This is a genomic window from Alloalcanivorax gelatiniphagus (genome assembly GCF_005938655.1).
GTDB lineage: Bacteria > Pseudomonadota > Gammaproteobacteria > Pseudomonadales > Alcanivoracaceae > Alloalcanivorax > Alloalcanivorax gelatiniphagus.
Map to the genome: position 1 here is coordinate 102,751 of NZ_VCQT01000046.1, position 22,943 is coordinate 125,693.

Consider the following 22,943-nt stretch of genomic DNA (forward strand, 5'->3'; position numbering starts at 1 on the left):
CCGGGTGCCGATAATGGCAAGCGTTGAATAACCGGTGGCCGGGGGATCGTGCCGCCGGCCCCGACCAAGAGACCTAGCAATGCCCGAACAGCACACCCAGATCCGGGGGATGGCATGAGCAACGGCACCCCCAACCGGCCATCCGGCAACCCCAGCGGCGCGGAAGCGCTTTTGGCACGGCTGCGCGCCAATCCGCTGGTCCCGCTGCTGGTGGGTGGCGCCGCCGTGATCGCCGTGGTGGCGGCGTTGCTGATGTGGGCCAGCACCCCGGAGTACCGGGTGCTGTTCAGCAATCTCAGCGAGGCCGACGGCGGCCGCATCATCAGCGAGCTGGAAAGCCGGGCGGTGCCCTACCGCTTCGCCGAGGGCGGCCAGGCCCTGATGGTGCCCGGCGATCAGGTCCACCGGCTGCGTTTGCAGCTGGCCGAACAGGGGCTGCCGGAAGGCGGCAACGTGGGCTTCGAGATCATGGACCGGCAGGCGTTCGGCATCAGCCAGTTCGCCGAGCGGGTCAATTTCCAGCGCGGTCTGCAGGGCGAGCTGGCCAGTTCCATTGAGGCCCTGGGGCCGGTGGCGCGGGCCCGGGTACACCTGTCCATGGCCAAGCCGTCGGTGTTCATCCGCGACCGTGAGCCGGCCAAGGCGTCGGTGATCCTGACCCTGGCGCCGGGGCGCGTGCTGGGCGAAGGCCAGGTCAACGCCATCGTCCATCTGGTGTCCGGCAGTGTGCCGGAACTGGCCATGGAAGACGTGACCGTGGTGGACCAGGCCGGGCGCCTGCTGTCCCGGCCGGAAGGCGGCACCGGCGGCCTGGACGGCAGCCAGCTGGAATATGTGCGTGATCTGGAGCGCGGCTACCGCCAGCGCATCGAAAGCATTCTGGCGCCGATTCTCGGCCGCGACCGGGTACGTGCCCAGGTGGTGGCGGACGTGGACTTCTCCCGCCGCGAACAAACCAGCGAGCGCTACGGCCCCAACCAGGACGGCAACCCGGCGGCGGTGCGCAGCCGCCAGCTCAACGAACAATACCGTGGCGGTGAGGATCTGGCCGCCGGCGTGCCCGGCGCGCTCAGCAACACCCCGCCGGGGGCGGCGCCGTCACCGATACAGAATGACCCGGCCAACGCCGACGGCAACGGCAATGGCGCCAACACCAACGACCAACCGGTACGGCGCCTCAATCAGGACAGCGTGGTCAACTACGAAGTGGACCGGGACGTGACCCACGTACAGCACCAGCGCGCCCGCCTGGAGCGGCTGTCGGTGGCGGTGGTGGTGGATTACCACGACGTGGTCAACGACCAGGGCGAGACCGTGAGCGAACCGCTGGACCCGGAACGGCTGGAGCGTATCCGCCAGCTGGTGCGCCAGGCCATGGGGTACTCCGAAGCCCGTGGCGACGGCCTGGAAGTGCTCAACAGCCCGTTCACCGAGGACACCGAGGTGCTGGAACCGCGTGACTGGTGGCGCGATCCGTTCTGGCAAACCCTGTTGCTGTCCCTGGGCCGCTGGCTGCTGGTGGGCCTGGCCGCGCTGCTGCTGTTCCTGTACGTGATACGGCCGCTGCTGCGCCGCTTCCTGGAACAGCGTCCGGCACTGGCCCCGCAGGCCGCGGTGGCCCCGGCGCCGGTGGCCGCCGCGCCCTACGCCGCCCGGCCCAACGGCGACGCGCAGGAGCCGCGTGCCCAGGAGCCGGCCCAACCACGCCGCCGACGTCAGAAGAACGGCGCCCACGAACAGAACCTCAAGGATCTGCAGGAAATGGCCCAGGAAGATCCGGCCATGGTGGCAATGATCGTACGCAGCTGGATGAACCGTAATGACTGAGCTGAGCCATCTCCGACGCGGAGCGATTCTGCTGCTGGCCCTGGATGAGGACAGCGCCGCCGAGGTATTCCGCCACCTGTCCGCCCGGGAAGTGCAGGAAATCAGCCAGGAAATGGCCAATCTGGGCCATGTTTCCCATGATCAAATGCGCCAGGTCCTGGACGATTTCTACGACGAGTCGGAGCAATACGCGGCGCTCAATCTGTACTCCAGCGACCACATCCGTTCGGTGCTGACCAAGGCCCTGGGCAGCGAGCGCGCCTCCAGCCTGCTGGAAGACATCCTGGAACAGAGCGGCGCCAATTCCGGCATCGACGCGCTCAACCTGATGGAAGCCAATATCGTCTCGGAAATGATCCGCGACGAGCATCCACAGATCATCGCCACCATCCTGGTGCATCTGGAACGGCGCCAGGCCGCCGATGTGCTGGAGTATTTCGACGACCGCCTGCGCAACGACGTGGTGCTGCGTATCGCCACCTTCAGCGGCGTGCAGCCCGCCGCCCTGCAGGAGCTCACCGAGGTACTGGGCGGCATGCTCGACGGTCAGAACCTCAAGCGCAGCAAGATGGGCGGCGCGCGCACCGCCGCCGAGATCCTCAACCTGATGAACTCCAGCGCCGAGGAGCGAGTGATCGAGACGGTGCGCGCCCACAGCGAGGATCTGGCCCAGAAGATCATCGACGAGATGTTCCTGTTCGAGAACCTGCAGGACGTGGACGACCGGGGCATCCAGCTGCTGCTCAAGGAAATCAACAGCAATTCCCTGGTGATCGCCCTGAAGGGCTGCAACGAACAGCTCAAGGAAAAATTCCTGCGCAACATGTCCACCCGCGCCAGCACCCTGCTGCGCGAGGACCTGGAAGCCAGCGGCCCGATCCGCGTATCCCAGGTGGAGAACGAACAGAAAGCCATTCTTCAGGTGGTACGCCGCCTGGCCGACAGCGGCGAGATCGTGCTGAGCGGTGGGGACGACACCTATGTCTGAGACTTCCGGCAACCCGCGGCAGGCCTGGCGCCCCTGGCGCATGGCGGAACTGGACGAAGAACGGCCGAAGGCAGCGGCCGGCAAACCGAGCGATCCCTCCTTCGACCACCAATCGGAACTGCGCGCGCTGCGTGAAAAGGTGCGCGAGGAAGCCTGGCGGGAGGGTCACCAGGCCGGCTACGAAGCCGGCCACCGCGAAGGTCTCGACCAAGGCCTGGAACAAGGCCGTCAGCAGGGCGAGCAGGAAACCGCCCGCCAGCGCGTGGACACCCTGATGCCCCTGGCGGAACTGGCGCGCGGCTTCAGCGAGGCGTTACGCACCCTGGACGGTGAGGTCGCCGAACAACTGGTGGATCTGGCCCTGGCCACCGGCCGCCAGCTGGCCGGCGAGGCGCTGCGCGCGCGCCCCCGCCAGGTCCTCACCATCGTCCGCGAACTGATTCACGACGAGCCCTCCCTGAACGGCAAAACCCGGCTCTGGCTGCACCCCCTGGATCTGGCCCTGGTGGAAAAGGACCTGGGCGCGGAACTGGCGGCGGCGGGTTGGAAGCTGCACCCGGACGACCAGCTCCAGCGGGGCGGCTGCCGGGTCACCAGCCCCAGCGGCGAACTGGACGCCACCTGGGAGACCCGCTGGGCCACGGTGGCCAGCCGGGTGCGGCGCCGCCGTCGCGCCGACGATCAGGAATCCGGAGAGCCCTCATGAGCGCCGCCGAACGCCACCACCAGCACTGGTGCCAGGCCCTCGGCCAGGTCAGCGAACGGATCGCCGGTGCCCCCGCCTACCTGACCAGCGGCCGGGTGGTACGCGCCGCCGGCCTGGTGCTGGAGGTGGTGGGCCTGCGGGTGCCGCTGGGCAGCGGTTGCCGTATCGAACTGTCCTCCGGCGGCGGCCAGCCGGCCGGCTTCGCCGAGGCCGAGGTGGTGGGTTTCGCCGGCGACAGATTGTTTCTGATGCCGCTGGTGGAAATCAGCGGCCTGACCCCGGGGGCCAGGGTGTTTCCCCTGGGCCAGGATGGCGCCGGCGCGCGCCGCTTCCCCCTGGGGGACGCCCTGCTCGGGCGGGTGGTGGACGGCAACGGCCGCCCCCTGGACGACGGCGATCCGCTGGACGAAGCCCCCCACGACACCCTGGCGGCGCCGCCGCTGAACCCGCTGGCGCGGGCCCCCATCGACGCCCAGGTGGACGTGGGCATTCGCGCCGTCAACACCCTGCTGAGCATCGGCCGGGGCCAGCGCATGGGCCTGTTCGCCGGCTCCGGCGTGGGCAAGTCGGTGCTGCTGGGCATGATGGCCCGCTACACCAGCGCCGACGTGATCGTGGTCGGTTTGATCGGCGAGCGGGGCCGCGAGGTTAAGGATTTCATCGACAATATTCTCGGCGAGGAAGGCCGTCGCCGCGCCGTGGTGGTGGCGGCGCCGGCGGACACCTCGCCGTTGCAGCGCCTGCAGGGCGCCGCCTACGCCACCCGCCTGGCGGAGTATTTCCGGGACGCCGGCCGCAACGTGCTGCTGATCATGGACTCGCTGACCCGCTTCGCCATGGCCCAGCGGGAAATCGCCCTGGCCATCGGCGAGCCGCCGGCCACCAAGGGCTACCCGCCGTCGGTGTTCGCCAAACTGCCCGGTCTGGTGGAGCGCGCCGGCAACGCCGAAAGCGGCGGCGGTTCGATCACCGCCTTTTATACCGTGCTCACCGAAGGCGACGACCAGCAGGACCCGATCGCCGACGCCGCCCGCGCCATCCTCGACGGCCATGTGGTGCTGTCCCGGAGCCTGGCGGAGGCCGGCCACTATCCGGCCATCGACATCGAAGCCTCGATCAGCCGCGCCATGAACCACATCGTCGACGACCGCCAGTGGCGGCGCGCGCAGCGCTTCAAGCAACTGTTCTCGCGCTACCAGCGCAACCAGGATCTGATCAGCGTCGGCGCCTACAGCCCCGGCCACGATCCGCTGCTGGATGAGGCGGTGCAGTTGTACCCGCGCATCGAGGCATTTCTGCAACAGGCAATCGACGAACGGGCCGATATCGACAACGCCCGCCATGATCTGGAGGCACTGCTGCAATGACCGCGTCCAATCCTCTCGAAACCCTGATCGAAAAAAGCCGGGAAGCCCGCGACCAAGCCGGCCGACTGCTCGCCGACGAACGCCGGGGCGAAGCGCAAAGCGCCGCCCAGCTGCACGCCCTGGAGCAGTACCGCGCCGACTATGGCCGGCAACTGCAGGAAGCCATGAACGCCGGCATCGACGCCGCCCGGCTGGGCGATTACCGGCGCTTTATCCGCTCCCTGGACGACGCCATCGAGCAGGCGCGCCAGGCTCTGGCTCAACAGGGTCAGCGGGTGGCCGCCAGCCGCGACCAGTGGCAGCAGCGACAGCGGCAGCTGTCCAGCTACGACACCCTTTCCCAGCGCCGCGCGGCGCAGGCGCGCCACCAGGAGCGGCGCCGCGAACAGCGCGACAGTGACGAATCCACCAACAACGCCGTGGCCCGGCGACCGCGATAGGGCTCTGGCCCGGGAGACTTCATGGACATCAGTGCACTGCTCAGCGCCCGCCCGGCGGGCACCCCCCGCGCCGCCACCCCGACCGAAGGCGGCGACCTGCCGGCGGGCTTCCAGGACGTGCTGGCCCGCGCCGCCGCGCAGGGTGCCTCCCCGGCCGACGGGCTGACGCTGCTGGCCGGCGCCCGGGCCACCGCTCCGGAGGCGCCGCCCTCCCCCGCCGCGATGATCGGCGAGGCGCTGCTGCGGGCGCCGTTGATGCCGGCGGCCTCCCAGGCGCGCGGCGCCGAGGTGAGCGGGGACGGCGATCGCCCGGAGCCGTCGGCGACCGATGACCCGGTGCCGGCGGCGGACCCGGAGGCGGTGCTCAACCCGCTTATCACCGCGCCGGCGCCCCCGGCGCAGCCGGGTAACCCCACCGGCGATGCCCCGGCCACCGCGCCCCTGGCGGCGCGGGTGCCGGATGCGGCCGGCGCCGCGGCCCGGGGCGAGCCCCGGGGTGAGGCCCGGGCCGCCAACGATCTGGCCATCAACCCGGCCGCCGACGGCACCCGCCCGGAGGGCCGCCCGGCCGGCGATGCCAGCAGCGCGCCCCTGAAAGCCGACGCCGGCGTGCCGCCGGTGGTCAACGAGGCGCCCACGGCGCGCACCGTGACCAGCAGCGAAGGCCCGGCGCCGACCGCCACCGCCGCCACCCACACCCCGGCGCCGGCCTCGCCCGCCGCCCCCGCTTCCACCACCGTGACCTTGCAGGCGCCGGTGGCCAGCCAGGCCTGGGGCCAGGAGCTGGGCCAGCAGCTGGTAAGCGTGGCGCGCCACGGCGAGCAGCGCATGGAGCTGCACCTCAACCCCCGCGATCTGGGGCCGATGAGTGTTTCTCTGAAGGTGGACGATCAGGGTGCCCAGGCCCACTTCTTCTCCAGCCACGCCGCCGTGCGTGGCGCCCTGGAGCAGGCGCTGCCGCAACTGCGTGAGGCGCTGGCGCAACAGGGCATCGCCCTGGGCGAGGCCATGGTCGGCGATCAGCCCCGCCAGTTCAGCGGCGGTGACGGCGGTGGCGACGGCCAGGGTCAGCCTGGCGCGGCCACCTCCATGGCCGCTGCCGAGCCGGTGGACGACGCCCCCGTCACCGCGCCGGTGGCCGATCACCGCGCCGACGATGGTGGCGTGGATCTGTATGCCTGATGCCGGCCGGCGGCAAGCCACCGGAATCCAAAATAGCCCCTATATCGCCCGCTTTTCCGACCATCCCGGAAGCGGGCCAGCGGCCATACTGGCACCACTAACGTTTCATTTTTCAGGTAAGGAAAGCATCAACCATGGCAGAGCCCGGAAAACGATCCCGTAAGGTCGTGGCATTGATCGCCCTGATGGCGGTGCTGGTCGCCACCCTGGTGGCAGTGAATCTGTACTTGCTGCTGGGTAAGGACGAGCAGGCCAAAGCCGGCCCGGCGGCCGCCGAAAGCAAGGCGCCGGAACCGGCCCGCTTTATCAAGCTGGACCCGTTCACCGTCAATGTGCAGGGCGACCTGTGCGGGCAACGGCTGCTGTACGTGGGCCTGACCCTGCAGGTGGGCGACGAGAAGACCGAGCGTTACCTGCTGGATAATCTGCCGCCGCTGCGCAGCCGTTTGTTGATGCTGCTTTCCAGCCAGGACGCGGAAACCGCCGCCACCGCCGACGGCAAGCGCGCCCTGGCCCGTGACGTCACCGCCATGTTCGAGGAGCCGCTGACGCCTTCGCAGCCGGAACTGACGGTGCAGGAGGTGCTGTTCACCGAGTTCATCGTGCAGTAATCGGGAGCCGGCCATGGCACAAGACGATCTGCTGTCCCAGGAAGAAATCGACGCCCTGCTCAACGGCCCGGGCGGCGATGAGGACTCTCAGCCGGAGCGCGACAAGCGCCCCAAGGCCTATGACCCGGCCTCCCAGCACCGGGTGATCCGTGAGCGTCTGCATGCGCTGGACATTATCAACGAGCGTTTCGCGCGCCTGTTCCGGGTCAGCCTGTTCAACCTGATCCGGCGCAGCGCCGACATCACCGTGGACTCGGTGCGTTATCAGAGCTTCAAGGACTTCGCCCGCAACCTGCCGGTGCCCACCAACCTGAACCTGATCGCCATGAAGCCGCTGCGCGGCACCGGGTTGATGGTGTTTCCGCCGAGCCTGGTGTTCATGGTGGTGGACAATCTGTTCGGTGGCGACGGCCGCTTCGTGACCAAGTCCGAGGGCCGCGAGTTCACCAACACCGAGCAGCGCATTATTCAGCGCATCCTGCGTCTGGCCATCGACGGCTACCAGGATGCCTGGAAATCCGTGTACGCCCTGGACATCAGTTACCTGCGCTCGGAGATCCAGGCCAAGTTCGCCAACATCACCAACTCGCCCAACGAGATCATCGTCAACACCACCTTCCATCTGGAAGTGGGCAACCTGTCCAGCGACTTCCAGGTGTGCATGCCCTACTCGATGATCGAGCCGCTGCGCGAGCAGCTCAACAACCCGATATTGGATGGCCGCGAAGGCACCTCCGACTACACCTGGGGCCATCGCATGGCCGGTGAGATCCGCCAGTCCGAGGTGGAGCTGGTGGCGGAATTCCTGACCGTGCCCAGCCGCATCTCCCAGGTGATGAAACTGAAGCCCGGTGACGTGCTGCCCATTGAACTGCCGGACACGGTGACCGCCCGGGTGGACGGCGTGCCGGTGCTGGAATGTGAGTACGGCAGCCGCAACCAGCAACGCGCGTTGCGTGTCACGCGCGTGATTGACCACGCCAATGCCCACGCGGCCACCGCCGCCGGCTTCGTGAAGAGCAAGGACTCCGACCATGAGTGACGACAACAAACCCGATCACAACGCTGACGACGACTGGGACAAGGCGCTCGCCGAGCAGCAGGGCCAGGAAGACGGCGGCAACGCCGCCGGCGAGGACGATCCCTGGGCCGAGGCGATGGCCGAGCAACAGCAGGCCGGCGACCCCCGCGCCGCCGGTGATCAGGTGTTCAAGCCCCTGGGCGAGGACAGCGGCGCCGGTGGCAACCGTGATCTGGAAATGATCATGGATATCCCGGTGAAGCTGAGCGTGGAACTGGGCCGCACCCGCATCACCATCAAGCAGCTGCTGGAACTGGCCCAGGGCTCGGTGATCGAGCTGGATGGCCTGGCCGGCGAGCCCATGGATATTCTGATCAATGGCTACCTGGTGGCCCAGGGCGAAGTGGTGGTGGTGGAAGACAAGTACGGCATCCGCATCACCGAGATCGTGACGCCCTCCGAGCGTGTGCAGAAACTCAACCGATGAGCACCGACGCCGCCCGCGATAACGCCCTGCAGGCCGTGTCCATGTCCGGTGGCGGCGAAGCCATGCTGGGCATGGCCGCCCTCGGCAAGACCGCCCTGGTATTGCTGCTGCTGGTGGGCGTGATCCTGCTGTGCGGCTGGCTGCTGCGCCGGCTGACGCCGGGCCAGGGCCGTGACGCCCGGCGCCTGACGGTGGTGGCCAGCCGCGCGGTGGGCCCCAAGGAGCGGGTGGTGGTGGTGGACGTGGACGGCACCCGGCTGGTGCTGGGCGTGGGCGGCGGCCGGGTCAACCGGCTGCACCACTACCCGGTGGAACAGGCACCGCCGCTGGACGGCGCGCCCCAGTCCGACCAAGCTCCGGACCCGGCGGCGCCGTTCGCCGCCCGCTTCGCCCAGGCCCTCAAACAGAATTTGCGCGGAGGGCGGCAATGAACCGGCTGCGCCGCGCCCTGCCCTGGCTGCTGCTGCTCGCCACCCTGGCGCCGCAACTGGCCTGGAGCCAGGCGGCCCTGCCCGGCATCATTACCGAGCCCACCGGCGACGGCGGCCAGCAATGGTCGATCAAACTGCAGACGCTGCTGCTGCTCAGCAGCCTGGCGTTTATCCCCGCCATCCTGCTGATGATGACCTGCTTTACCCGCATCATCATCGTGCTCAGCCTGCTGCGCACCGCCATGGGCACCCAGTCGGCGCCGCCCAACCAGGTGCTGCTGGGGCTGACCCTGTTTCTGACTTTTTTCGTGATGTCGCCGGTGTTCAACCAGGTCTACGACGACGCCTGGGTGCCCCTGGAACAGGGCGACATTGAATTCGCCGAATTCGCTTCCCGGGGGGTGCAACCGTTCCGCATCTTCATGCTGGCGCAAACCCGCGAACCGGATATCGCGCTGTTCGCGCGGCTGGCGGAAACCGGCCCGCTGCAGGGGCCGGAGGACCTGCCCCTGCGGGTGCTGCTGCCGGCGTTCGTGACCAGCGAACTGAAAACCGCCTTTCAGATCGGCTTCACCATTTTCATTCCGTTCCTGATCATCGACCTGGTGGTGGCCAGCGTGCTGATGGCCCTGGGCATGATGATGGTGCCACCGGCCACCATTTCCCTGCCGTTCAAGTTGATGTTGTTCGTGTTGGTGGATGGCTGGCAGTTGATTATCGGGTCGCTGGCGCAGAGTTTCTTTGTTTAAGCCGGTTATCAAAGCACGGTCGCTATGAAAGCACGGTAGGAGCGACTTCAGTCGCGATGGTTTTTGATCGTGACTTTATCGCGACTGAAGTCGCTCCTACGGGTTGCGTTGGGAGAAACAAATGACACCGGAAACCGTCATGTCCATCGCCTACCAGGCGATGATGACCACGCTTTACCTGGGCGCGCCGCTGCTGCTCACGGCGCTGGCCGTTGGTTTGCTGGTGAGCCTGTTCCAGGCCGCCACCCAGATCAATGAGATGACCCTGTCGTTCATTCCCAAGATCCTGGCGGTGTTCGCGGTGCTGGTGATCACCGGGCCCTGGCTTCTCAGTCTGATCACCGACTTCACCCGCACCCTGTTTCAGAACATTCCGTTTCTGATCCAATGATCGGGGTTTCCTTCGATCAACTGCACGCCTGGCTGACCGCCTTTCTGTGGCCGTTCATGCGCCTGTCCGGATTCTTTCTGGCGGCGCCGCTGCTCGGCCACAGCGCCGTGCCCCGCCAGGTCAAGGTGGGCCTGGCGGTGTTGATCAGCGTGGTGGTGGCGCCGCTGCTGCCGCCCATGCCGGCGGCGCCGGTGTGGTCCTGGGCGGGGCTGGGGATCGTGGTCGAGCAGTTGCTGATCGGCATCGCCATGGGGCTGGCGTTGCGGGTCACCTTCACCGCCGTGCAGGCCGCCGGCGAATACATCGGCCTGCAGATGGGGCTGGCGTTCGCCACCTTCGTCACCCCGGACGGGGTCAACACCATGATTCTGTCGCGGCTGTTCTACATGATCACGCTGCTGATGTTCCTGGCGGTGAACGGCCACCTGATGGTCATCGATCTGCTCGCCACCAGCTTCCGCACCCTGCCCATCGGCACCGCCGGCCTCAACCCGCGCGCCTTTGAAATGCTGGTGCGCTACGGCGGCACCATCTTCGTCTCCGGTCTACTGCTGGCCCTGCCCCTGGTGGCGCCGCTGCTGATCGTCAATCTGTCCCTGGGCATCCTCAACCGCTCCGCGCCCCAGCTCACCGTGTTCTCGGTGGGCTTCCCCACTTCCCTCACCCTGGGTCTGTTCCTGCTCACCGTTTTGATGACCGACTTCGGCCGCTTTTTGCAGGGGTTGTTCGGGCAGGGTTTGGATTTTCTTCAGGCGTTGGTTGTGGCTTTGGCGGGGGGTTAAGCAAGCTGCAAGCCAGGATAGCGTTTCGGCTGGGTTGTGCCGGTCAAGGGGCCAGTTGAAAGTTAAAAGTTGAAAGGTCGCGGCTGGGAGGCGGTGCCGCGGCCTGCGGCCGGCGGGCCTTTGGCTTGAAGCTTGGCGCTTGAAGCTTGAGGCCCGCCGGCCGACCGGCTGTTATAGCCGATCGAACAGGCTGGTTCCTTTGATGTCCACGAAGGCTTTGCGGGCGGCTTCCAGGCTGACCTGGCGCAGGCTGTATTCGGACACCACTTCGGCGAAGGTGGCCGGGTTGCTGAGGTCGCCCATCAGGTTGGAGAGGTTTTCGGTGTAGTTGAGCTTGCGGTTGGCGCCCACCGAGTCCACCACGTCCAGTTCGTTGAGCCGTGCCCCCACCGAGGCGCGCACGGTGAGAACGTTGTCCAGGCTGTTGTCCAGTTCGCGCATTACCGTGTTGATGGTGTTCGAGCGGGCCGCCTTCTGGGCGTCGGTGCCGGCGGGTTGTTCGAGCACCGCCAGGGCTTTTTCGAAGGTCTTGAACAGGTCCGTGTTCATGTTGCTGGCCCGGTCCATGGTCACGCTGTCGTTGTCCGCCGGGGTGCCTTTAAGGGTGATGGACAGGCCGCCCACGGTGATCGGCGCGCCGTCCTCGTAGGGCTGGGGCGCGCCCCCGTTGACGGTGTAGGTGGTGGCGCCGGCGGCCACCTGGAAGTCGATCTGGAAGGCGTTGCCGAACGCCGGGTCGCTTTCGTCGATGATGCGCGGCCCGTTGAAGGTGACGTTACCGGCGTTACCGTCGGCGGCCTCGGCCACATAGCCGGCGCTGCTGTGAACGCTCTGGAAAATGGTCTTGCCGTTATCGGTCACCGGCAGCGTGCGGGAGGCGTCAATGCGTTGCTGGCGAACATTGGTGTCGCCCACGTAGCTCACCGAACCGTCGGCGGCGCGCACGAACGGCTCGCTGGCGTCCTGGTAGCCGCCGAACAGGTGGCGGCCATTGCCGTCGGTGGCGTTGGCCTGGCCAATCAGGGTTTCGTAGATGCCACGCAGGTCGCTGGCCACGGAATCCCGGTCCGCGTCGCTGAGGGTGTCGCTGGCGGCGCGGATCATCTGGGTCTTGGCGCTGGCGATGGCGTCGCCGACGCTGTCCAGCACGCTCTCTTCCTGGGACAGGGCGTTGCGGGCACTGACCCGGGCATCGGCGTACTGGCCGGTGACCGCCAGGGACTGGGCCACCTGCACCGCCCGGGAGGCGGCCTGGGGATCATCGGACGGGTTGACCACCCGACGGCCGGTGGCGATCTGCTGGCCCACCCGGGTGAACTCGCCCTGCTGGCGGTTGAGGGCGCTGAGGCTCTGTTCGTACATGGTGACGGTGCTGATACGCATGTCTGGTTCCCTGTTAACGCAGGCCGAGAATGGCGTCCATCAGAGTGGCGCCGGTCTGAATCACCTTGGCGTTGGCCTGATAATACTGTTGGTAACGGATCAGGTTGGCGGCTTCCTCGTCCAGGTTGACCCCGGACTCGGACTGCTGCACCGCCCGCAGCTGTTCGCTGAGGCCCTGCTGGGCCTGCAAATTGGCCTTGACGATATTGGTGCGGTTGCCCACATCGCCGACCATGGAGGCGTAGGCGCCGTTGAGCGTGGCGCCGCCGCCCACCAGCAGGGCGTCCTGCAGGTCCTGCATGGCCAGGGCGTTTTCGTTGTCGCCACTGCCGCCCCCCTGGCCGGCGGCGATCAGCGCGGAGTCGTGGATCAGGTTTTCCATCTTGCCGGCGGCCTGGCGGGTGGGCTGCAGGGTGAAGCGGTCGCCGTCGCTCAGGGTGCCGGCATTGCCGATGGTGACCACGGTGCCGCCAATGGCCATCTCGCCGTTGCCGTCCAGGGTGGCGGTGAAGCGCTCGCCAGTATCCCGGCGGGTGACCTGGAATTCACCGGCGGCGGCGTCACTGACCACCAGGTCGAAGTCGCTGGCGGTGAGTTGACTGATGTCGCCGTAGACGGCGCTGATCGAGGCGCCACCGGTGTTCTTCTCATTCGTGAAAGCACGGGGCTGCCCCACCTCGAACAGAGCCTGCCCGGCATCCCCGTTAAGGTCGGTGCCGGCCTGGTGCTGGTCGTTGAAGGCGCTGGCCAGGGACACCGCCAGCCGGCCAAGCTGGTTCTGGGTCTTGTCCAGGGTTTCGGAGCGGAACGCCAGCAACCCGCCCAGGGAGCCGGCTTTCAGCCCGTCTTCCGCGAGTTCGTTGATGTTGCCGGCGGAATCCCGGTAACCCACCACCGTGCGGGTCGGATCGCCGGAGGAGGTGACCGCTTCCAGGGAGAAGCTGCGGGTGCCGGCCACGATCGGCTGGCCATTGCCGATGGACAGGTTGTAGGTGCCGCTTTCCTGCACGGTCAGACGCACATCCACCCGTTTACTGATGTCGGCCACCAGCTGGTCACGCTGGTTGAGCAGGCTGTTCGGAGCCTCCCCGTTCTTGGCCTTGGCCAGGGCGATCTCCCGGTTCAGGGAGGCGAGCTGGTCGGCGCTGTTGTTGATCTGGGTGATCTCATCACGGATCTTGCCGTCGATGCCGTTTTGCATGTCCTGCAGGTAGGAATGGAAGGCACGGAACTGGGCCGTCAGGGTATCGGCGGCGCCCATCACGCCCTGGCGGGCGGCGGGATCGGACGGCGTGGAAGCCAGATCCTCCATGGACGAAAAGAATTTTTGCATCAGCGGCGCCAGGCCCGCGTCCTGATCCGCCAGCAAATTGTCGATCTGGCTGATCTGGGTCTGATAACTGCTCAGGCCGCTGGCTTTGCTGTTGGCGGCGTTGAGCTGATCGGCCACGTAATGGTCGAACTGGCGCTGGATATCATTGACCCGCACCCCGCCGCCGGCATTGCGCTCGCCCAGCACGGTCAGCTCCCGGTTATAGCCCGGGGTATAGACGTTGCTGATGTTGTTGCTGGTGGTGTTGAGCGCGTTCTGCGCGGCGTTCAGACCGCTCAGACCAATGGTGAAAAGACTCATGTCCGCCTTCCTTTATTCGATGTACCGGTTATCGGCCCGGACGCCGTTTTCTTTAATCCGGGATCGCGGCTGAAGCCGCTCCTACGGCGCGGAAATCGGGGCAGTGGTTTCCGCCGCGATCAGGCGTTCATCACCCGCCATGGCGCCGATCTGATCCATCAACCGCACCAGTTTGTCCGCGTAGGCCGGATCGGTGGCGTAACCGCCGCGCTGCAGGGCGCGGGCGGCGTCGGCGGGATCAGCGGCGGCGGCCACGCCGGCATAGCGTTGGTTGCCGGTGAGCAGGCGGCCGTGGTCGGCGAACGCATCCTGATAGGAGTCATACACCCGGAAGCGTTCCACCCGCCGTACCCGCTGGCCGTCGATGTATTCATGGGTGGTCACTTCGGTGGTGCGGCCGCGCCACCCGGAACCGGCCTTGATACCGAACAGGTTATGGCTGTCGGCGCCGTCCTCGGTGGTGATGCGGTGGCGGCCCCAGCCGGTTTCCAGAGCCGCCTGGGCCAGGATCAGCGGTGCCGGCACGCCGGTGCGGCGGGCCGCGTCCCGGGCCGGGGTCAGCAGCTCATTGATGAAAGCTTCGGGGGCGGACTGGCCCGCCGACGCCGGGGTATTGGCGGCGGCCCGCAGCGGCGGGCGCGGGGCATCCACGGCGCGCCGTTCAACCGCGTCCGCGGCGGGCCGGGCCGGGGCCGCTGACGGCGCGGCGGCGCCGGCCGCCGACACGCCGGGCAGTGCCCGGGGCGTGCCCTGGGCGATGTCCGCTTTGTCCACGTACTTGGAAAGCTGCGCCACCAGTTGGTCCGCCAGCCCCACGCCCCGGCCGGCCAGGTGCTGGGACAACTGCTGGTCGTAGAGGGATTCGTAGAAGCGCATCTGCGAGCTGTCGGTGAGACCGGAGCGTGGCACCGCGTCACGCATGGCCTGGATCATGCGGTGCAGGAACAGCCCTTCGAATTGGTTGGCGGCCTCGCGCAACTGGCCACCCGGGTCCCGGGCGGCGCCTTGCTTGAGGCGCTCCAGGCCCTGCATGTCCAGCGCGAAACGCGCCTGGGTGGGATCGCCGTTGATCATCAGATGATCTCCAGTTCCGCGCGCAGGGCCCCGGCGGCCTTGAGCGCTTCCAGAATCGACATCAGGTCCTGGGGCGTGGCGCCCAGGGCATTGAGGGCATCCACCACTTCCATCAGGTCGGCGCCTTCCACCATTCTCAGGGTGCCCGGTTGCTGACGGATGCTGATGTCGCTGTCCGGCACCACGGTGGTGTCACCCTGGCCGAACGGTGCCGGCTGGCTGACGCCGAAGCGGGTGTCGATCACCACCGACAGGCTGCCGTGGGCCACCGCCGCCGGCTTCAGGGTGACGCGGCCGTTCAGCACCACCGAGCCGGTACGCGCGTTGATCACCACCCGGGCCGGCGCCTCCGTGGGCGTCACGTAGACGCGCTCCACCCGGGCCATGAACGACACCCGGTCGTCGGCGGTGGTGGGGCCCTGCAAACGGATGGTGCGGGCGTTGGCGGCGCTGGCCACGGTGTCGCCGAATTCCGCGTTAATGGCGCGCACGGCGCGCTCGGCGGTGCCGAAGTCCGCCTCCCGCAGTTGCAGCTCCAATATGCCGTTGGCTTCGCCCAGGGCCAGCGGCACTTCCCGCTCCACCTGGGCACCGTTGGCGATGCGGCCACTGGCCTGCTGGTTGATCTGCACGCTGCTGCCACCGGACTCGGCGCCGGCGCCGCCCACCAGCAGGTTGCCCTGGGCCAGGGCGTAGGTGGCACCGTCGGCGCCTTTCAGGGGGGTCATCAACAGGGTGCCGCCGCGCAGGCTGCGGGCGTTGCCCAGGGACGACACCACCACGTCGATGCGCTGCCCCGGCGCCGCGAACGGCGGCAGGTTGGCGGTGACCATCACCCCGGCCACGTTGCGCAGCTGCATGTTGGTGCCCGGCGGAATGGTGATGCCGAGCTGGTTGAACATGTTGGTCAGGCTCTGGGTGGTGAACGGCGTCTGCATGGTCTGGTCACCGGTGCCGTCCAGGCCCACCACCAGGCCGTAGCCGATCAGCACGTTGTCGCGCACGCCGGCGAAGTCGGCCAGTTCACGCAGTGACTCGGCCCGTGCCACCGGCACCGCCAGCACCGTTAGCGCGGCGGCGGTGAGCAGCAACCGGCACAGCCGTTTCGGAAAAGATGCCATGGAGCCCGGCCCTCGCCGTCAGAAAGGGGAAATGTTCAGGAAGAAACGTTGCAACCAGCCCATGGTCTGGGCCTCGTTGATGTAGCCGTCGCCCACGTACTCGATGCGCGCGTCCGCCACCTGGGTGGAGGCCACCCGGTTGCCGGCGGTGATTTCCATGGGGTCCACCACGCCGGAGAAGCGAATGAACTCGGTGCCCTGGTTGATCAGAATCTGCTTCTCGCCGCGCACCCGCAGATTGCCGTTGCCGAGTACCTCCAGCACGGTGACGGTGATGGTGCCGCTGAAGGTGTTCTGCGCCTGGGAACCACCGCCGCCCTGGAAGGTGTTCTGCCCGGTGACGTCGAAGCCATAGTCGTTCAGATCCTCCAGCCCCTTGGGCACCGCCGTGGGGGTGAGCGCCGCCGAGCCGTTCCGGTCCGCGTTGCTCTGCGAACTCTTCGAGGCGCTGACCTGTTCGTCGAGCACCACGGTGAGCATATCGCCGATCATCACCGGACGGCGGTCCTCGAACAGCGGCCGGTAGCCGCGCCGGGCCTGGAACAGGGAACCGTTGGGCTCCGCCGGGGGCGGCTGGGGAATCGCCACCTTTTCCTGCTCCCCCACCACCGAGGGCCGGGGCAGCTGGGCACAACCGGACAGCGCCAGGATGGCGATAACAACGGGGACCATTACAGGGGCGACGGGCTTCATCCGCTTCATCCGTTCAAGATCAGAGCTGGGCCAGACGCGACAGCATTTCGTCGGAGGTCTGCACCGCCTTGCTGTTGATTTCGTAGGCGCGCTGGGTCTGGATCATGTTCACCATTTCCTCCACCACATTGACGTTGGAGGTTTCCACATAGGCCTGGTAAAGGCTGCCGGCGCCGTTCAGGCCGGGGGTGGTTTCGGTGCGCATGCCGGAGGCGGAGGTTTCCAGGTACAGGTTCTCACCCACGCTTTCCAGGCCGGCCGGATTGACGAAGGTGGACAGGGTCAGCTGGCCCACCTGGGTGCTCTGGTTGGAGCCCGGCTCGGTGATGGTCACCAGGCCGTCCTTGCCCACCGTCACCGACAGGGCGTTGTCGGGAATCAGCACCGCCGGTTCCAGGGGGTAACCGCTGGAGGTCACCATCTGACCGTTCTGGTCGAGCTGGAAACTGCCGTCACGGGTATAGGCGATGTTGCCGTCGGGCATCCGCACCTGGAAAAAGCCCTTGCCGTTGATGGCCAGGTCCCGGGAGTTGCCGGTGTTTTCCAGACCGCCCTGGCTGTGCAGCCGTTCGGTGGCCACCGGGCGCACCCCGGAGCCAACCTGCATGCCGGACGGCAGATTGTTCTGCACGTCATTGGCGCCGCCGGGCTGACGCAGGTTCTGATAGAGCAGATCCTCGAACACGGCGCGGGTTTTCTTGAAACCGTTGGTGCTGACGTTGGCCAGGTTGTTGGCGATTACGTCCATCTTGACCTGTTGGGATTCAAGACCGGTTTTCGCCGTCCACAGTGATTTAATCATGGCGTTTCCTCGTGCTTAACTCAGTTGATCGACAGCAGGCTGTTGGCCCGCTGGTCGTTCTGGTCGGCGCTTTCAATCACTTTCATCTGCATTTCGTAGCGGCGACCGTTGTCGATCATCGCCACCATGCTTTCGATCGGGCTGACGTTGCTGCCTTCCAGGGCTCCGGACACCAGCTTTGCTTCCTCGTCGCGGCCCAGCGGGTTGCCGTTGGCGGCGCGGAACAGGCCGTCCTCGCCCCGGCGCAGATCGCCGGCATCGCCGTCCACCAGCTTGAGGCGGCCAATGCGCACCAGCGCGTCCGGGTCCTCGCCGGCGCCGATGGCGCTGAGCGTGCCGTCGGCGCCCATCGACAGGCTGGCGCCCAGCGGCACCAGGATCGGGCCGTTCTCGCCGACCACCGGGCGGCCGGCGCTGGTCAGCACACCGTCGCCGTTCACCTGCAGGTCGCCCCGGCGGGTGTAGGCTTCGCCGCCACCGTCCGGCTGCACCGCCAGCCAGGCATTGCCCTGCAGCGCCACGTCCAGATCCCGCCCGGTGGCGTTCACCGGGCCGGCGCTGAAGTCCGACCCGGGGGTCGAGGCCATCACCGAGGTGCGGGTGGGCAGCAGGCCATCGCCCTGCACCGGCACCGCCCGCAGCGCGTGCAGCTGGGCGCGGAAGCCGGCGGTGCTGGTGTTGGCCAGGTTGTTGCTCACCACCGACTGGCGATCCATGGTTTGCTTGGCACCGCTCATGGCGGTGTAGAGGATGCGGTCCATGGGATTACCTCAGGTTGACGGCGCTCTGCAGCACTTCGTCCTGCACCTTGATGGTCTGGGTGTTGGCCTGGTAGTTACGCTGGGCCACGATCAGATCCACCAGCGCGGAGGTCAGGTCCACGTTGGAGTTCTCCAGGGAACCGGGCTCCAGGCTGCCGAACTGGCCCTGGCCCGCCAGGCCCAGCAGTGCCTGGCCGGAGGCGCCGCTTTCCACCCAGGCGTTGTCGCCCACCATCTCCAGGCCTTCCGGGTTACGGAAGTTGGCCAGGGCGATGGTGCCCAGCACCTGGGATTTCTCGTTGGAGTAGTTGCCGATGATGTTGCCGACCTCATCGAAGGTCACGCCCACCAGGGCGCCGGCGGTGTAGCCGTTCTGGGTCAGGGAGTCGAGCGCGAAGTCCTGGCCGAACTGGGTGGTGCCGTCGAAGTCCAGGCTGAAGTTCAGCGCATCGGCGCCACCGCCCGGAGTGAAGGTGTAGTTGCCGTAGTTGCTGGCCACTTCGTCCAGGGTACCGTTGCCGTTGAACACCAGCTGGCCCACATTGGCGTTGTCCGGGTTGCCGTCCACCGCCACCCGTACTTCCCAGGTGTTGTCGGCGGTCTTGGTGAAGTAGGTGGTCATGGTGCGCTGCACGCCCAGGGAATCGTAGGCGGTGCCGGTGTTGGCATAGGTATAGCTGTCGGAATCGGTGGCGTCGAACGGCACCGTGGCACGGTCCACATTGGGGCTGGTGGCGTCCAGGTTGAAGGACGCCTTCACCGCGCTGGTGGGTACCGCCTGCATGGAGCCGGCGGGCACCTGCAGCACGCCCGGCTGGCCGCCGGTGCCGACCCCGGCGGGGAAGCCGGTGAGGCGCGCGCCCTGGGCGTTTTCCAGGTAACCGTCGGCGGTCAGGGAGAACTGGCCGTTACGGGAATAGACCACCTGTTCCCCCTGCTGGAAGCGGAAGAAGCCGCCACCATTGATGCCCAGGTCCAGGTTACGGCCGGTGGATTCCAGGGTGCCGTTGGAAAAATCCTGCAGCACCGCCGCCACCCGCACGCCCTGGCCGGCCAGGGCCCCGGTGTACACGTCGGCGAACTGGGTGGTGGAGCCTTTGAAGCCCACGGTTTGAGAGTTGGCGATGTTGTTGCCGACCACGTCCAGGTTGGTGGCGGCGGCATTAAGACCGCTCAGTGCCTGTGAAAAACCCATCTGTCTGCTCCTCGGAGTTGCGGAATGCGGGTCAGAGAATCTGGCGGATATCCGCCAGCTTCACCGGTTCGGAAATGCCGCCCAGATCCAGGCGCGGCGCCCCCTGGGGGTCCAGGCTCACGCCGTTCACCAGGGCATAGTTAAGCTGCGTGACGGGCACGTCCTCACCGTCGGCGGTGGCTTCCACGGAAACGCTGTAGGCCCCCTTCGGCGCGATCTCGCCGTCGTCCATCTCACCGTTCCAGGTGAAGGATTCCACCCCGGCGTCCATGGCGAAGGGATCGAACCGGCGCACCACCTCGCCATTGCCGTTGCGAATGGTGATGCGGACTTCCTCGGCGGCGCCGCCCAGTTCGATACCGAACGGCGTGGAGGAACCGTCCTCACCCATCAGAATCCGCTCGCCGGGCACCAGCACGCCCTTGCCGATCAGACCGGCGGCCTGGATCGCCTGGCCGGCGTCCAGCTGCCCGGTGATCGCTTCCAGGGTGGTGTTGAGTTCCTTGATGCCGCTGACCGTGTTGATCTGCGCCAGCTGGGAGGTCATCTCCGCGTTCTCCATGGGGTTCATGGGGTCCTGGTTACGCAGCTGGGTGACCAGCAGGGTCATGAAACTGTCCTGCAGATCGTCGGCGTCGGTGCCGTAGCTGGCGGCGGAGGCGGCGCGGCCGTTGATGGCGTTAAGGGTGCTGGTGTCGATGGCGCTCATCAGTTCTCTCCCAGGGTCAGCGTCTTCATCATCAGCTGCTTGCTGGTATTGAGGACTTCCACGTTGGCTTGATAGGAGCGGGACGCGGAGATCATGTTGACCATCTCGTGCACCGGTTCCACGTTGGGCATGGTCACGTAACCTTCCTCGTCGGCCAGCGGGTGCCGCGGCTGGTACTCCCGCCGCATCGGCGCGTTGTCCTCCACCACGCCGCGCACCGCCACGCCGCCCACGCCGCTGCCGTTCTGGTCGCGGGCCTCGAACATCACCTGCTTGGCGCGGTAGGGCTGGCCATCCGGCCCGGCCACGCTGTCGGCGTTGGCCATATTGCTGGCGGTCACGTTCATACGCTGGGCCTGGGCACTCATGGCCGAGCCGGAAATCTCAAAAATCGAAAACATGGACATGGTTGTCTCCTTGGGCGCTGGCCGTTATTCCGACTGCATCGCCGACTTGAGTCCCTGGATGCGGCTGTTGAGCATGGACAGCGCGGTCTGGTAACGCACCGAGTTGTCCACGAACTGCACCCGTTCCACATCCATATTGACGGTGTTGCCGTCCAGGCTGGGCTGGTCCGGCACCCGGTAGAGCAGATCCCCCACCGTCGAAGAGGGGCCGTGGCCGGCCAGGTGCCGCGCCGAGGTGGTGCGCATGGCCAGACCACCCTGGCCGGGCTGTTCCGGGCCCATGGCCCGGGACAGCTCACGGCCGAAATCAAAATCACGCGCCTTGAAGTTGGGCGTGTCGGCGTTGGCGATATTGTTCGCCAGCACCTGCTGCCGTTGGTGGCGCAGCCCCAGCGCCTGCTGGTCGTAGTCAAGGGCGGCGGCGAGCCGGTCGATCATGCCGGGACTCCTCGATCAAAAGGGAATGGACCACTGCCATACTGGCAACAAAGCGGTCCGTGCAAAGGCGAAAACAAACCGCGATTTGCCCCCCATTTCCAATCTTCGTCCGTTCGCCAACGGCCTAGAATGGACCCATGATTGGTGAAACCCCCGGAGGCCCACACCCATGTTCCGTTGCCTGGCGCGCCTGCTGACATTGATACTGTGCCTGTGCCTGTGGTGCGGCGCGGCGCCGGGCGCCGATGCGGCCCCGGCGAATAGCGACGATCCGGTGGCGGAGGTGGCACGGGTTTTCCTCACGCAACGGGCCCAGGCGCTGGACGGCACCGTGACCGTGACGGTGGCGCCGGCCACCGCCACCCTGCCGCCCTGCCCGGCGCCCCGGGCGTTCCTGCCCGGCCAGGGCCAGCCGCTGGCCGGCCGGGTGACGGTGGGCATACGTTGCCAGGACAGCGGCGCCACGGTGCGCTATCGGCGGGCACGGGTGTCGGTGAGCGGCGACTACTGGGTGACCGCCCGGGCGCTGGACGCCGGCACGGTGATCGGCGCGGATATGCTGGAACAGCGGCACGGCGATCTGGCCGGGCTGCCGGACCAGGCATTGACGCGGCGGGACCAGTTGCTGGGGCTGGAGACGCGCCGGCCGCTGGCCGCCGGCGTGGTGCCGCAAAGCCACCAGCTGCGCCGGCCCCCGCTGATCGAACGGCGCCAGCCGGTGACCCTGGTGGCCGGTGGCGAGGGGTTCCGGATCACCCGCGAGGGCCGGGCCCTGGACGAGGCCGGCCTGGGTGGCCAGGTGCGGGTGCGGCTGCCCGACCGTCAGGTGGTCACCGCCCGGGTCACCGGCCCCGGCGAAGCACGGGTACAATATTGAGTGGCCGGGATTGAAGCCCCGGGCCTTTGAATATGCAAAATGTGACCTTGGTCACCCGCGACCGTTAAAGTTGGAGCGCGCCCGGCCGATACTCGGAGGGAACGCGTGATGGAGGCTCTCCCTTGAAAATCGACAACATCTCTCCGCTGACCCAACCCGGTTCGGTAGTACCCGGCAAGGCCAGCGACAAGGTCACGGCGCAAGGCACCCCCGCGGAAAAGGGCGCCGGCGAAATCGCACACCTGCGGCCGCCCACCGGCGACGGCCAGGACATCGACACCGCCCGGGTGGAGGAACTGCGTCAGGCGATCGCCGACGGCACCCTGGAAATCCACGCCGACCGCATCGCCGATGGCCTTATCGACAGCGTACGGGATATGCTTGGCGAAGCCGACGGTCAGGAAGGCTGATATGGGCCTGGCGGCGCACCTGCGCGATCACCGCGCCCGCCTGGACGCCCTGGTCACCTTGCTTGACCAGGAGCGCGCCCTGCTGGCCGACGGCCGCGTGGACGGCGAGCAGCTGGCCCGGGTGGCCGAGCACAAGAGTGCCGCCCTGGCCGAGCTGGAGCGGTTCGAACGGCACCGGCGCCAGGTGCAGCAGCGGCTCGGCTACAGCGACGACCGGCAGGGCGACCAGCGCGCCGCCGCGGACGCCGGGTGCGCCGAGCTGTGGCATGGTATTCTTGATGCCGCCCGTCACGCCGCGCGGTTGAACCGTGATAACGGCACCATGATCGGCGTGCGCATGGAGCACAACCAACGCCTGCTCAACGTGTTGCGGGATCAGGCGGAAGGCGGGCTGTACGGCCCGGACGGCCAGGCCCGGGGCAACGGCCGTCGGCTCGACCAGCGCGTCTGACTTCGAA

General features: G+C 67.3%; 27 protein-coding genes. 16 read left to right on the forward strand and 11 right to left on the reverse strand.

Going from position 1 to position 22,943, the window contains the following annotated elements; translation table 11 throughout:
• Window positions 1-114 precede the first annotated feature (114 nt).
• The 13 genes from fliF to fliR all read left to right on the forward strand — a co-directional run bounded on the left by fliF (window position 115) and on the right by fliR (window position 10,982).
• A complete protein-coding gene (gene fliF, locus FGS76_RS18045) occupies window positions 115-1,827 on the forward strand; it encodes a flagellar basal-body MS-ring/collar protein FliF (RefSeq protein WP_138774050.1) in 1,713 nt (570 codons plus the stop codon).
• Window positions 1,820-2,815, forward strand: coding sequence for a flagellar motor switch protein FliG (gene fliG, locus FGS76_RS18050; RefSeq protein WP_138774051.1), 996 nt, complete (start codon window positions 1,820-1,822; stop codon window positions 2,813-2,815). Before fliF ends, fliG begins: the two co-directional genes overlap by 8 nt.
• On the forward strand, window positions 2,808-3,521 hold the full coding sequence (gene fliH / locus FGS76_RS18055) for a flagellar assembly protein FliH (protein ID WP_138774052.1): 714 nt from the start codon (window positions 2,808-2,810) through the stop codon (window positions 3,519-3,521). Before fliG ends, fliH begins: the two co-directional genes overlap by 8 nt.
• Window positions 3,518-4,888, forward strand: a complete 1,371-nt coding sequence (gene fliI, locus FGS76_RS18060; RefSeq protein ID WP_138774053.1) for a flagellar protein export ATPase FliI — start codon at window positions 3,518-3,520, stop codon at window positions 4,886-4,888. Before fliH ends, fliI begins: the two co-directional genes overlap by 4 nt.
• Window positions 4,885-5,328, forward strand: a complete 444-nt coding sequence (fliJ, locus tag FGS76_RS18065) for a flagellar export protein FliJ (protein ID WP_138774054.1) — start codon at window positions 4,885-4,887, stop codon at window positions 5,326-5,328. Before fliI ends, fliJ begins: the two co-directional genes overlap by 4 nt.
• Before the next feature lie 21 nt (window positions 5,329-5,349).
• On the forward strand, window positions 5,350-6,510 hold the full coding sequence (locus FGS76_RS18070; protein WP_138774055.1) for a flagellar hook-length control protein FliK: 1,161 nt from the start codon (window positions 5,350-5,352) through the stop codon (window positions 6,508-6,510).
• 134 nt (window positions 6,511-6,644) lie between these two features.
• Window positions 6,645-7,121: a flagellar basal body-associated protein FliL gene (gene fliL, locus FGS76_RS18075; protein WP_138774056.1), complete on the forward strand. Its 477-nt coding sequence runs from the start codon at window positions 6,645-6,647 to the stop codon at window positions 7,119-7,121.
• A gap of 13 nt (window positions 7,122-7,134) precedes the next feature.
• On the forward strand, window positions 7,135-8,163 hold the full coding sequence (gene fliM, locus FGS76_RS18080; protein ID WP_138774057.1) for a flagellar motor switch protein FliM: 1,029 nt from the start codon (window positions 7,135-7,137) through the stop codon (window positions 8,161-8,163).
• Entirely contained in the window at window positions 8,156-8,629 is a 474-nt protein-coding gene (gene fliN, locus FGS76_RS18085) for a flagellar motor switch protein FliN (RefSeq protein WP_138774058.1), read from the forward strand. Before fliM ends, fliN begins: the two co-directional genes overlap by 8 nt.
• Window positions 8,626-9,060: a flagellar biosynthetic protein FliO gene (fliO, locus tag FGS76_RS18090; protein ID WP_138774059.1), complete on the forward strand. Its 435-nt coding sequence runs from the start codon at window positions 8,626-8,628 to the stop codon at window positions 9,058-9,060. Before fliN ends, fliO begins: the two co-directional genes overlap by 4 nt.
• Window positions 9,057-9,809, forward strand: coding sequence for a flagellar type III secretion system pore protein FliP (gene fliP / locus FGS76_RS18095; RefSeq protein WP_138774060.1), 753 nt, complete (start codon window positions 9,057-9,059; stop codon window positions 9,807-9,809). The genes fliO and fliP overlap by 4 nt, the downstream gene beginning before the upstream one ends.
• 121 nt (window positions 9,810-9,930) lie before the next feature.
• Complete coding sequence (gene fliQ, locus FGS76_RS18100; protein WP_138774061.1) at window positions 9,931-10,200, forward strand: flagellar biosynthesis protein FliQ; 270 nt, start codon at window positions 9,931-9,933, stop codon at window positions 10,198-10,200.
• Complete coding sequence (gene fliR, locus FGS76_RS18105) at window positions 10,197-10,982, forward strand: flagellar biosynthetic protein FliR (RefSeq protein WP_138774062.1); 786 nt, start codon at window positions 10,197-10,199, stop codon at window positions 10,980-10,982. Before fliQ ends, fliR begins: the two co-directional genes overlap by 4 nt.
• 171 nt (window positions 10,983-11,153) lie before the next feature.
• On the opposite strand, the gene flgL is transcribed toward fliR, so the two are convergent.
• The 11 genes from flgL to flgB all read right to left on the reverse strand — a co-directional run bounded on the left by flgL (window position 11,154) and on the right by flgB (window position 21,198).
• Window positions 11,154-12,365: a flagellar hook-associated protein FlgL gene (flgL, locus tag FGS76_RS18110; protein WP_138774063.1), complete on the reverse strand. Its 1,212-nt coding sequence runs from the start codon at window positions 12,363-12,365 to the stop codon at window positions 11,154-11,156.
• 13 nt (window positions 12,366-12,378) lie between these two features.
• A complete protein-coding gene (flgK, locus tag FGS76_RS18115; RefSeq protein ID WP_138774064.1) occupies window positions 12,379-13,998 on the reverse strand; it encodes a flagellar hook-associated protein FlgK in 1,620 nt (539 codons plus the stop codon).
• 81 nt (window positions 13,999-14,079) lie between these two features.
• Window positions 14,080-15,072: a flagellar assembly peptidoglycan hydrolase FlgJ gene (gene flgJ, locus FGS76_RS18120; RefSeq protein WP_138774065.1), complete on the reverse strand. Its 993-nt coding sequence runs from the start codon at window positions 15,070-15,072 to the stop codon at window positions 14,080-14,082.
• On the reverse strand, window positions 15,072-16,193 hold the full coding sequence (locus tag FGS76_RS18125; RefSeq protein ID WP_138774066.1) for a flagellar basal body P-ring protein FlgI: 1,122 nt from the start codon (window positions 16,191-16,193) through the stop codon (window positions 15,072-15,074). Before FGS76_RS18125 ends, flgJ begins: the two co-directional genes overlap by 1 nt.
• An 18-nt stretch (window positions 16,194-16,211) precedes the next feature.
• Window positions 16,212-16,865, reverse strand: a complete 654-nt coding sequence (locus tag FGS76_RS18130; RefSeq protein WP_240692596.1) for a flagellar basal body L-ring protein FlgH — start codon at window positions 16,863-16,865, stop codon at window positions 16,212-16,214.
• A gap of 40 nt (window positions 16,866-16,905) precedes the next feature.
• A complete protein-coding gene (flgG, locus tag FGS76_RS18135; protein ID WP_138774068.1) occupies window positions 16,906-17,688 on the reverse strand; it encodes a flagellar basal-body rod protein FlgG in 783 nt (260 codons plus the stop codon).
• Between the two features lie 20 nt (window positions 17,689-17,708).
• Window positions 17,709-18,449: a flagellar basal body rod protein FlgF gene (locus FGS76_RS18140; protein WP_138774069.1), complete on the reverse strand. Its 741-nt coding sequence runs from the start codon at window positions 18,447-18,449 to the stop codon at window positions 17,709-17,711.
• 4 nt (window positions 18,450-18,453) lie between these two features.
• On the reverse strand, window positions 18,454-19,644 hold the full coding sequence (gene flgE / locus FGS76_RS18145; RefSeq protein ID WP_138774070.1) for a flagellar hook protein FlgE: 1,191 nt from the start codon (window positions 19,642-19,644) through the stop codon (window positions 18,454-18,456).
• Window positions 19,645-19,675: 31 nt separating this feature from the next.
• Entirely contained in the window at window positions 19,676-20,353 is a 678-nt protein-coding gene (locus tag FGS76_RS18150) for a flagellar hook assembly protein FlgD (RefSeq protein WP_138774071.1), read from the reverse strand.
• Window positions 20,353-20,760, reverse strand: a complete 408-nt coding sequence (flgC, locus tag FGS76_RS18155; RefSeq protein ID WP_138774072.1) for a flagellar basal body rod protein FlgC — start codon at window positions 20,758-20,760, stop codon at window positions 20,353-20,355. Before flgC ends, FGS76_RS18150 begins: the two co-directional genes overlap by 1 nt.
• Window positions 20,761-20,784: 24 nt before the next feature.
• Entirely contained in the window at window positions 20,785-21,198 is a 414-nt protein-coding gene (flgB, locus tag FGS76_RS18160; protein WP_138774073.1) for a flagellar basal body rod protein FlgB, read from the reverse strand.
• A 169-nt stretch (window positions 21,199-21,367) separates the two neighbouring features.
• Between flgB and flgA the strand changes: the two genes are divergently transcribed.
• The 3 genes from flgA to FGS76_RS18175 all read left to right on the forward strand — a co-directional run bounded on the left by flgA (window position 21,368) and on the right by FGS76_RS18175 (window position 22,936).
• Complete coding sequence (flgA, locus tag FGS76_RS18165; protein ID WP_138774074.1) at window positions 21,368-22,075, forward strand: flagellar basal body P-ring formation chaperone FlgA; 708 nt, start codon at window positions 21,368-21,370, stop codon at window positions 22,073-22,075.
• 122 nt (window positions 22,076-22,197) lie between these two features.
• The gene (gene flgM / locus FGS76_RS18170) at window positions 22,198-22,485 is read left to right on the forward strand and encodes a flagellar biosynthesis anti-sigma factor FlgM (protein ID WP_205717290.1); all 288 of its coding nucleotides are present in this window, start codon (window positions 22,198-22,200) and stop codon (window positions 22,483-22,485) included.
• Between the two features lies 1 nt (window position 22,486).
• Window positions 22,487-22,936 carry a flagella synthesis protein FlgN gene (locus FGS76_RS18175; RefSeq protein WP_170214513.1) on the forward strand — a complete coding sequence of 150 codons (450 nt, stop codon included), beginning with the start codon at window positions 22,487-22,489 and terminating at the stop codon, window positions 22,934-22,936.
• Window positions 22,937-22,943 lie beyond the last annotated feature (7 nt).

Coding starts and splice junctions, on each gene's coding strand:
- fliF (WP_138774050.1), top strand. CDS start 115: ATGAGCAACGGCACCCCCAACCGGCCATCCGGCAACCCCAGCGGCGCG.
- fliG (WP_138774051.1), top strand. CDS start 1,820: ATGACTGAGCTGAGCCATCTCCGACGCGGAGCGATTCTGCTGCTGGCC.
- fliH (WP_138774052.1), top strand. CDS start 2,808: ATGTCTGAGACTTCCGGCAACCCGCGGCAGGCCTGGCGCCCCTGGCGC.
- fliI (WP_138774053.1), top strand. CDS start 3,518: ATGAGCGCCGCCGAACGCCACCACCAGCACTGGTGCCAGGCCCTCGGC.
- fliJ (WP_138774054.1), top strand. CDS start 4,885: ATGACCGCGTCCAATCCTCTCGAAACCCTGATCGAAAAAAGCCGGGAA.
- FGS76_RS18070 (WP_138774055.1), top strand. CDS start 5,350: ATGGACATCAGTGCACTGCTCAGCGCCCGCCCGGCGGGCACCCCCCGC.
- fliL (WP_138774056.1), top strand. CDS start 6,645: ATGGCAGAGCCCGGAAAACGATCCCGTAAGGTCGTGGCATTGATCGCC.
- fliM (WP_138774057.1), top strand. CDS start 7,135: ATGGCACAAGACGATCTGCTGTCCCAGGAAGAAATCGACGCCCTGCTC.
- fliN (WP_138774058.1), top strand. CDS start 8,156: ATGAGTGACGACAACAAACCCGATCACAACGCTGACGACGACTGGGAC.
- fliO (WP_138774059.1), top strand. CDS start 8,626: ATGAGCACCGACGCCGCCCGCGATAACGCCCTGCAGGCCGTGTCCATG.
- fliP (WP_138774060.1), top strand. CDS start 9,057: ATGAACCGGCTGCGCCGCGCCCTGCCCTGGCTGCTGCTGCTCGCCACC.
- fliQ (WP_138774061.1), top strand. CDS start 9,931: ATGACACCGGAAACCGTCATGTCCATCGCCTACCAGGCGATGATGACC.
- fliR (WP_138774062.1), top strand. CDS start 10,197: ATGATCGGGGTTTCCTTCGATCAACTGCACGCCTGGCTGACCGCCTTT.
- flgL (WP_138774063.1), bottom strand. CDS start 12,365: ATGCGTATCAGCACCGTCACCATGTACGAACAGAGCCTCAGCGCCCTC.
- flgK (WP_138774064.1), bottom strand. CDS start 13,998: ATGAGTCTTTTCACCATTGGTCTGAGCGGTCTGAACGCCGCGCAGAAC.
- flgJ (WP_138774065.1), bottom strand. CDS start 15,072: ATGATCAACGGCGATCCCACCCAGGCGCGTTTCGCGCTGGACATGCAG.
- FGS76_RS18125 (WP_138774066.1), bottom strand. CDS start 16,193: ATGGCATCTTTTCCGAAACGGCTGTGCCGGTTGCTGCTCACCGCCGCC.
- FGS76_RS18130 (WP_240692596.1), bottom strand. CDS start 16,865: ATGGTCCCCGTTGTTATCGCCATCCTGGCGCTGTCCGGTTGTGCCCAG.
- flgG (WP_138774068.1), bottom strand. CDS start 17,688: ATGATTAAATCACTGTGGACGGCGAAAACCGGTCTTGAATCCCAACAG.
- FGS76_RS18140 (WP_138774069.1), bottom strand. CDS start 18,449: ATGGACCGCATCCTCTACACCGCCATGAGCGGTGCCAAGCAAACCATG.
- flgE (WP_138774070.1), bottom strand. CDS start 19,644: ATGGGTTTTTCACAGGCACTGAGCGGTCTTAATGCCGCCGCCACCAAC.
- FGS76_RS18150 (WP_138774071.1), bottom strand. CDS start 20,353: ATGAGCGCCATCGACACCAGCACCCTTAACGCCATCAACGGCCGCGCC.
- flgC (WP_138774072.1), bottom strand. CDS start 20,760: ATGTCCATGTTTTCGATTTTTGAGATTTCCGGCTCGGCCATGAGTGCC.
- flgB (WP_138774073.1), bottom strand. CDS start 21,198: ATGATCGACCGGCTCGCCGCCGCCCTTGACTACGACCAGCAGGCGCTG.
- flgA (WP_138774074.1), top strand. CDS start 21,368: ATGTTCCGTTGCCTGGCGCGCCTGCTGACATTGATACTGTGCCTGTGC.
- FGS76_RS18175 (WP_170214513.1), top strand. CDS start 22,487: ATGGGCCTGGCGGCGCACCTGCGCGATCACCGCGCCCGCCTGGACGCC.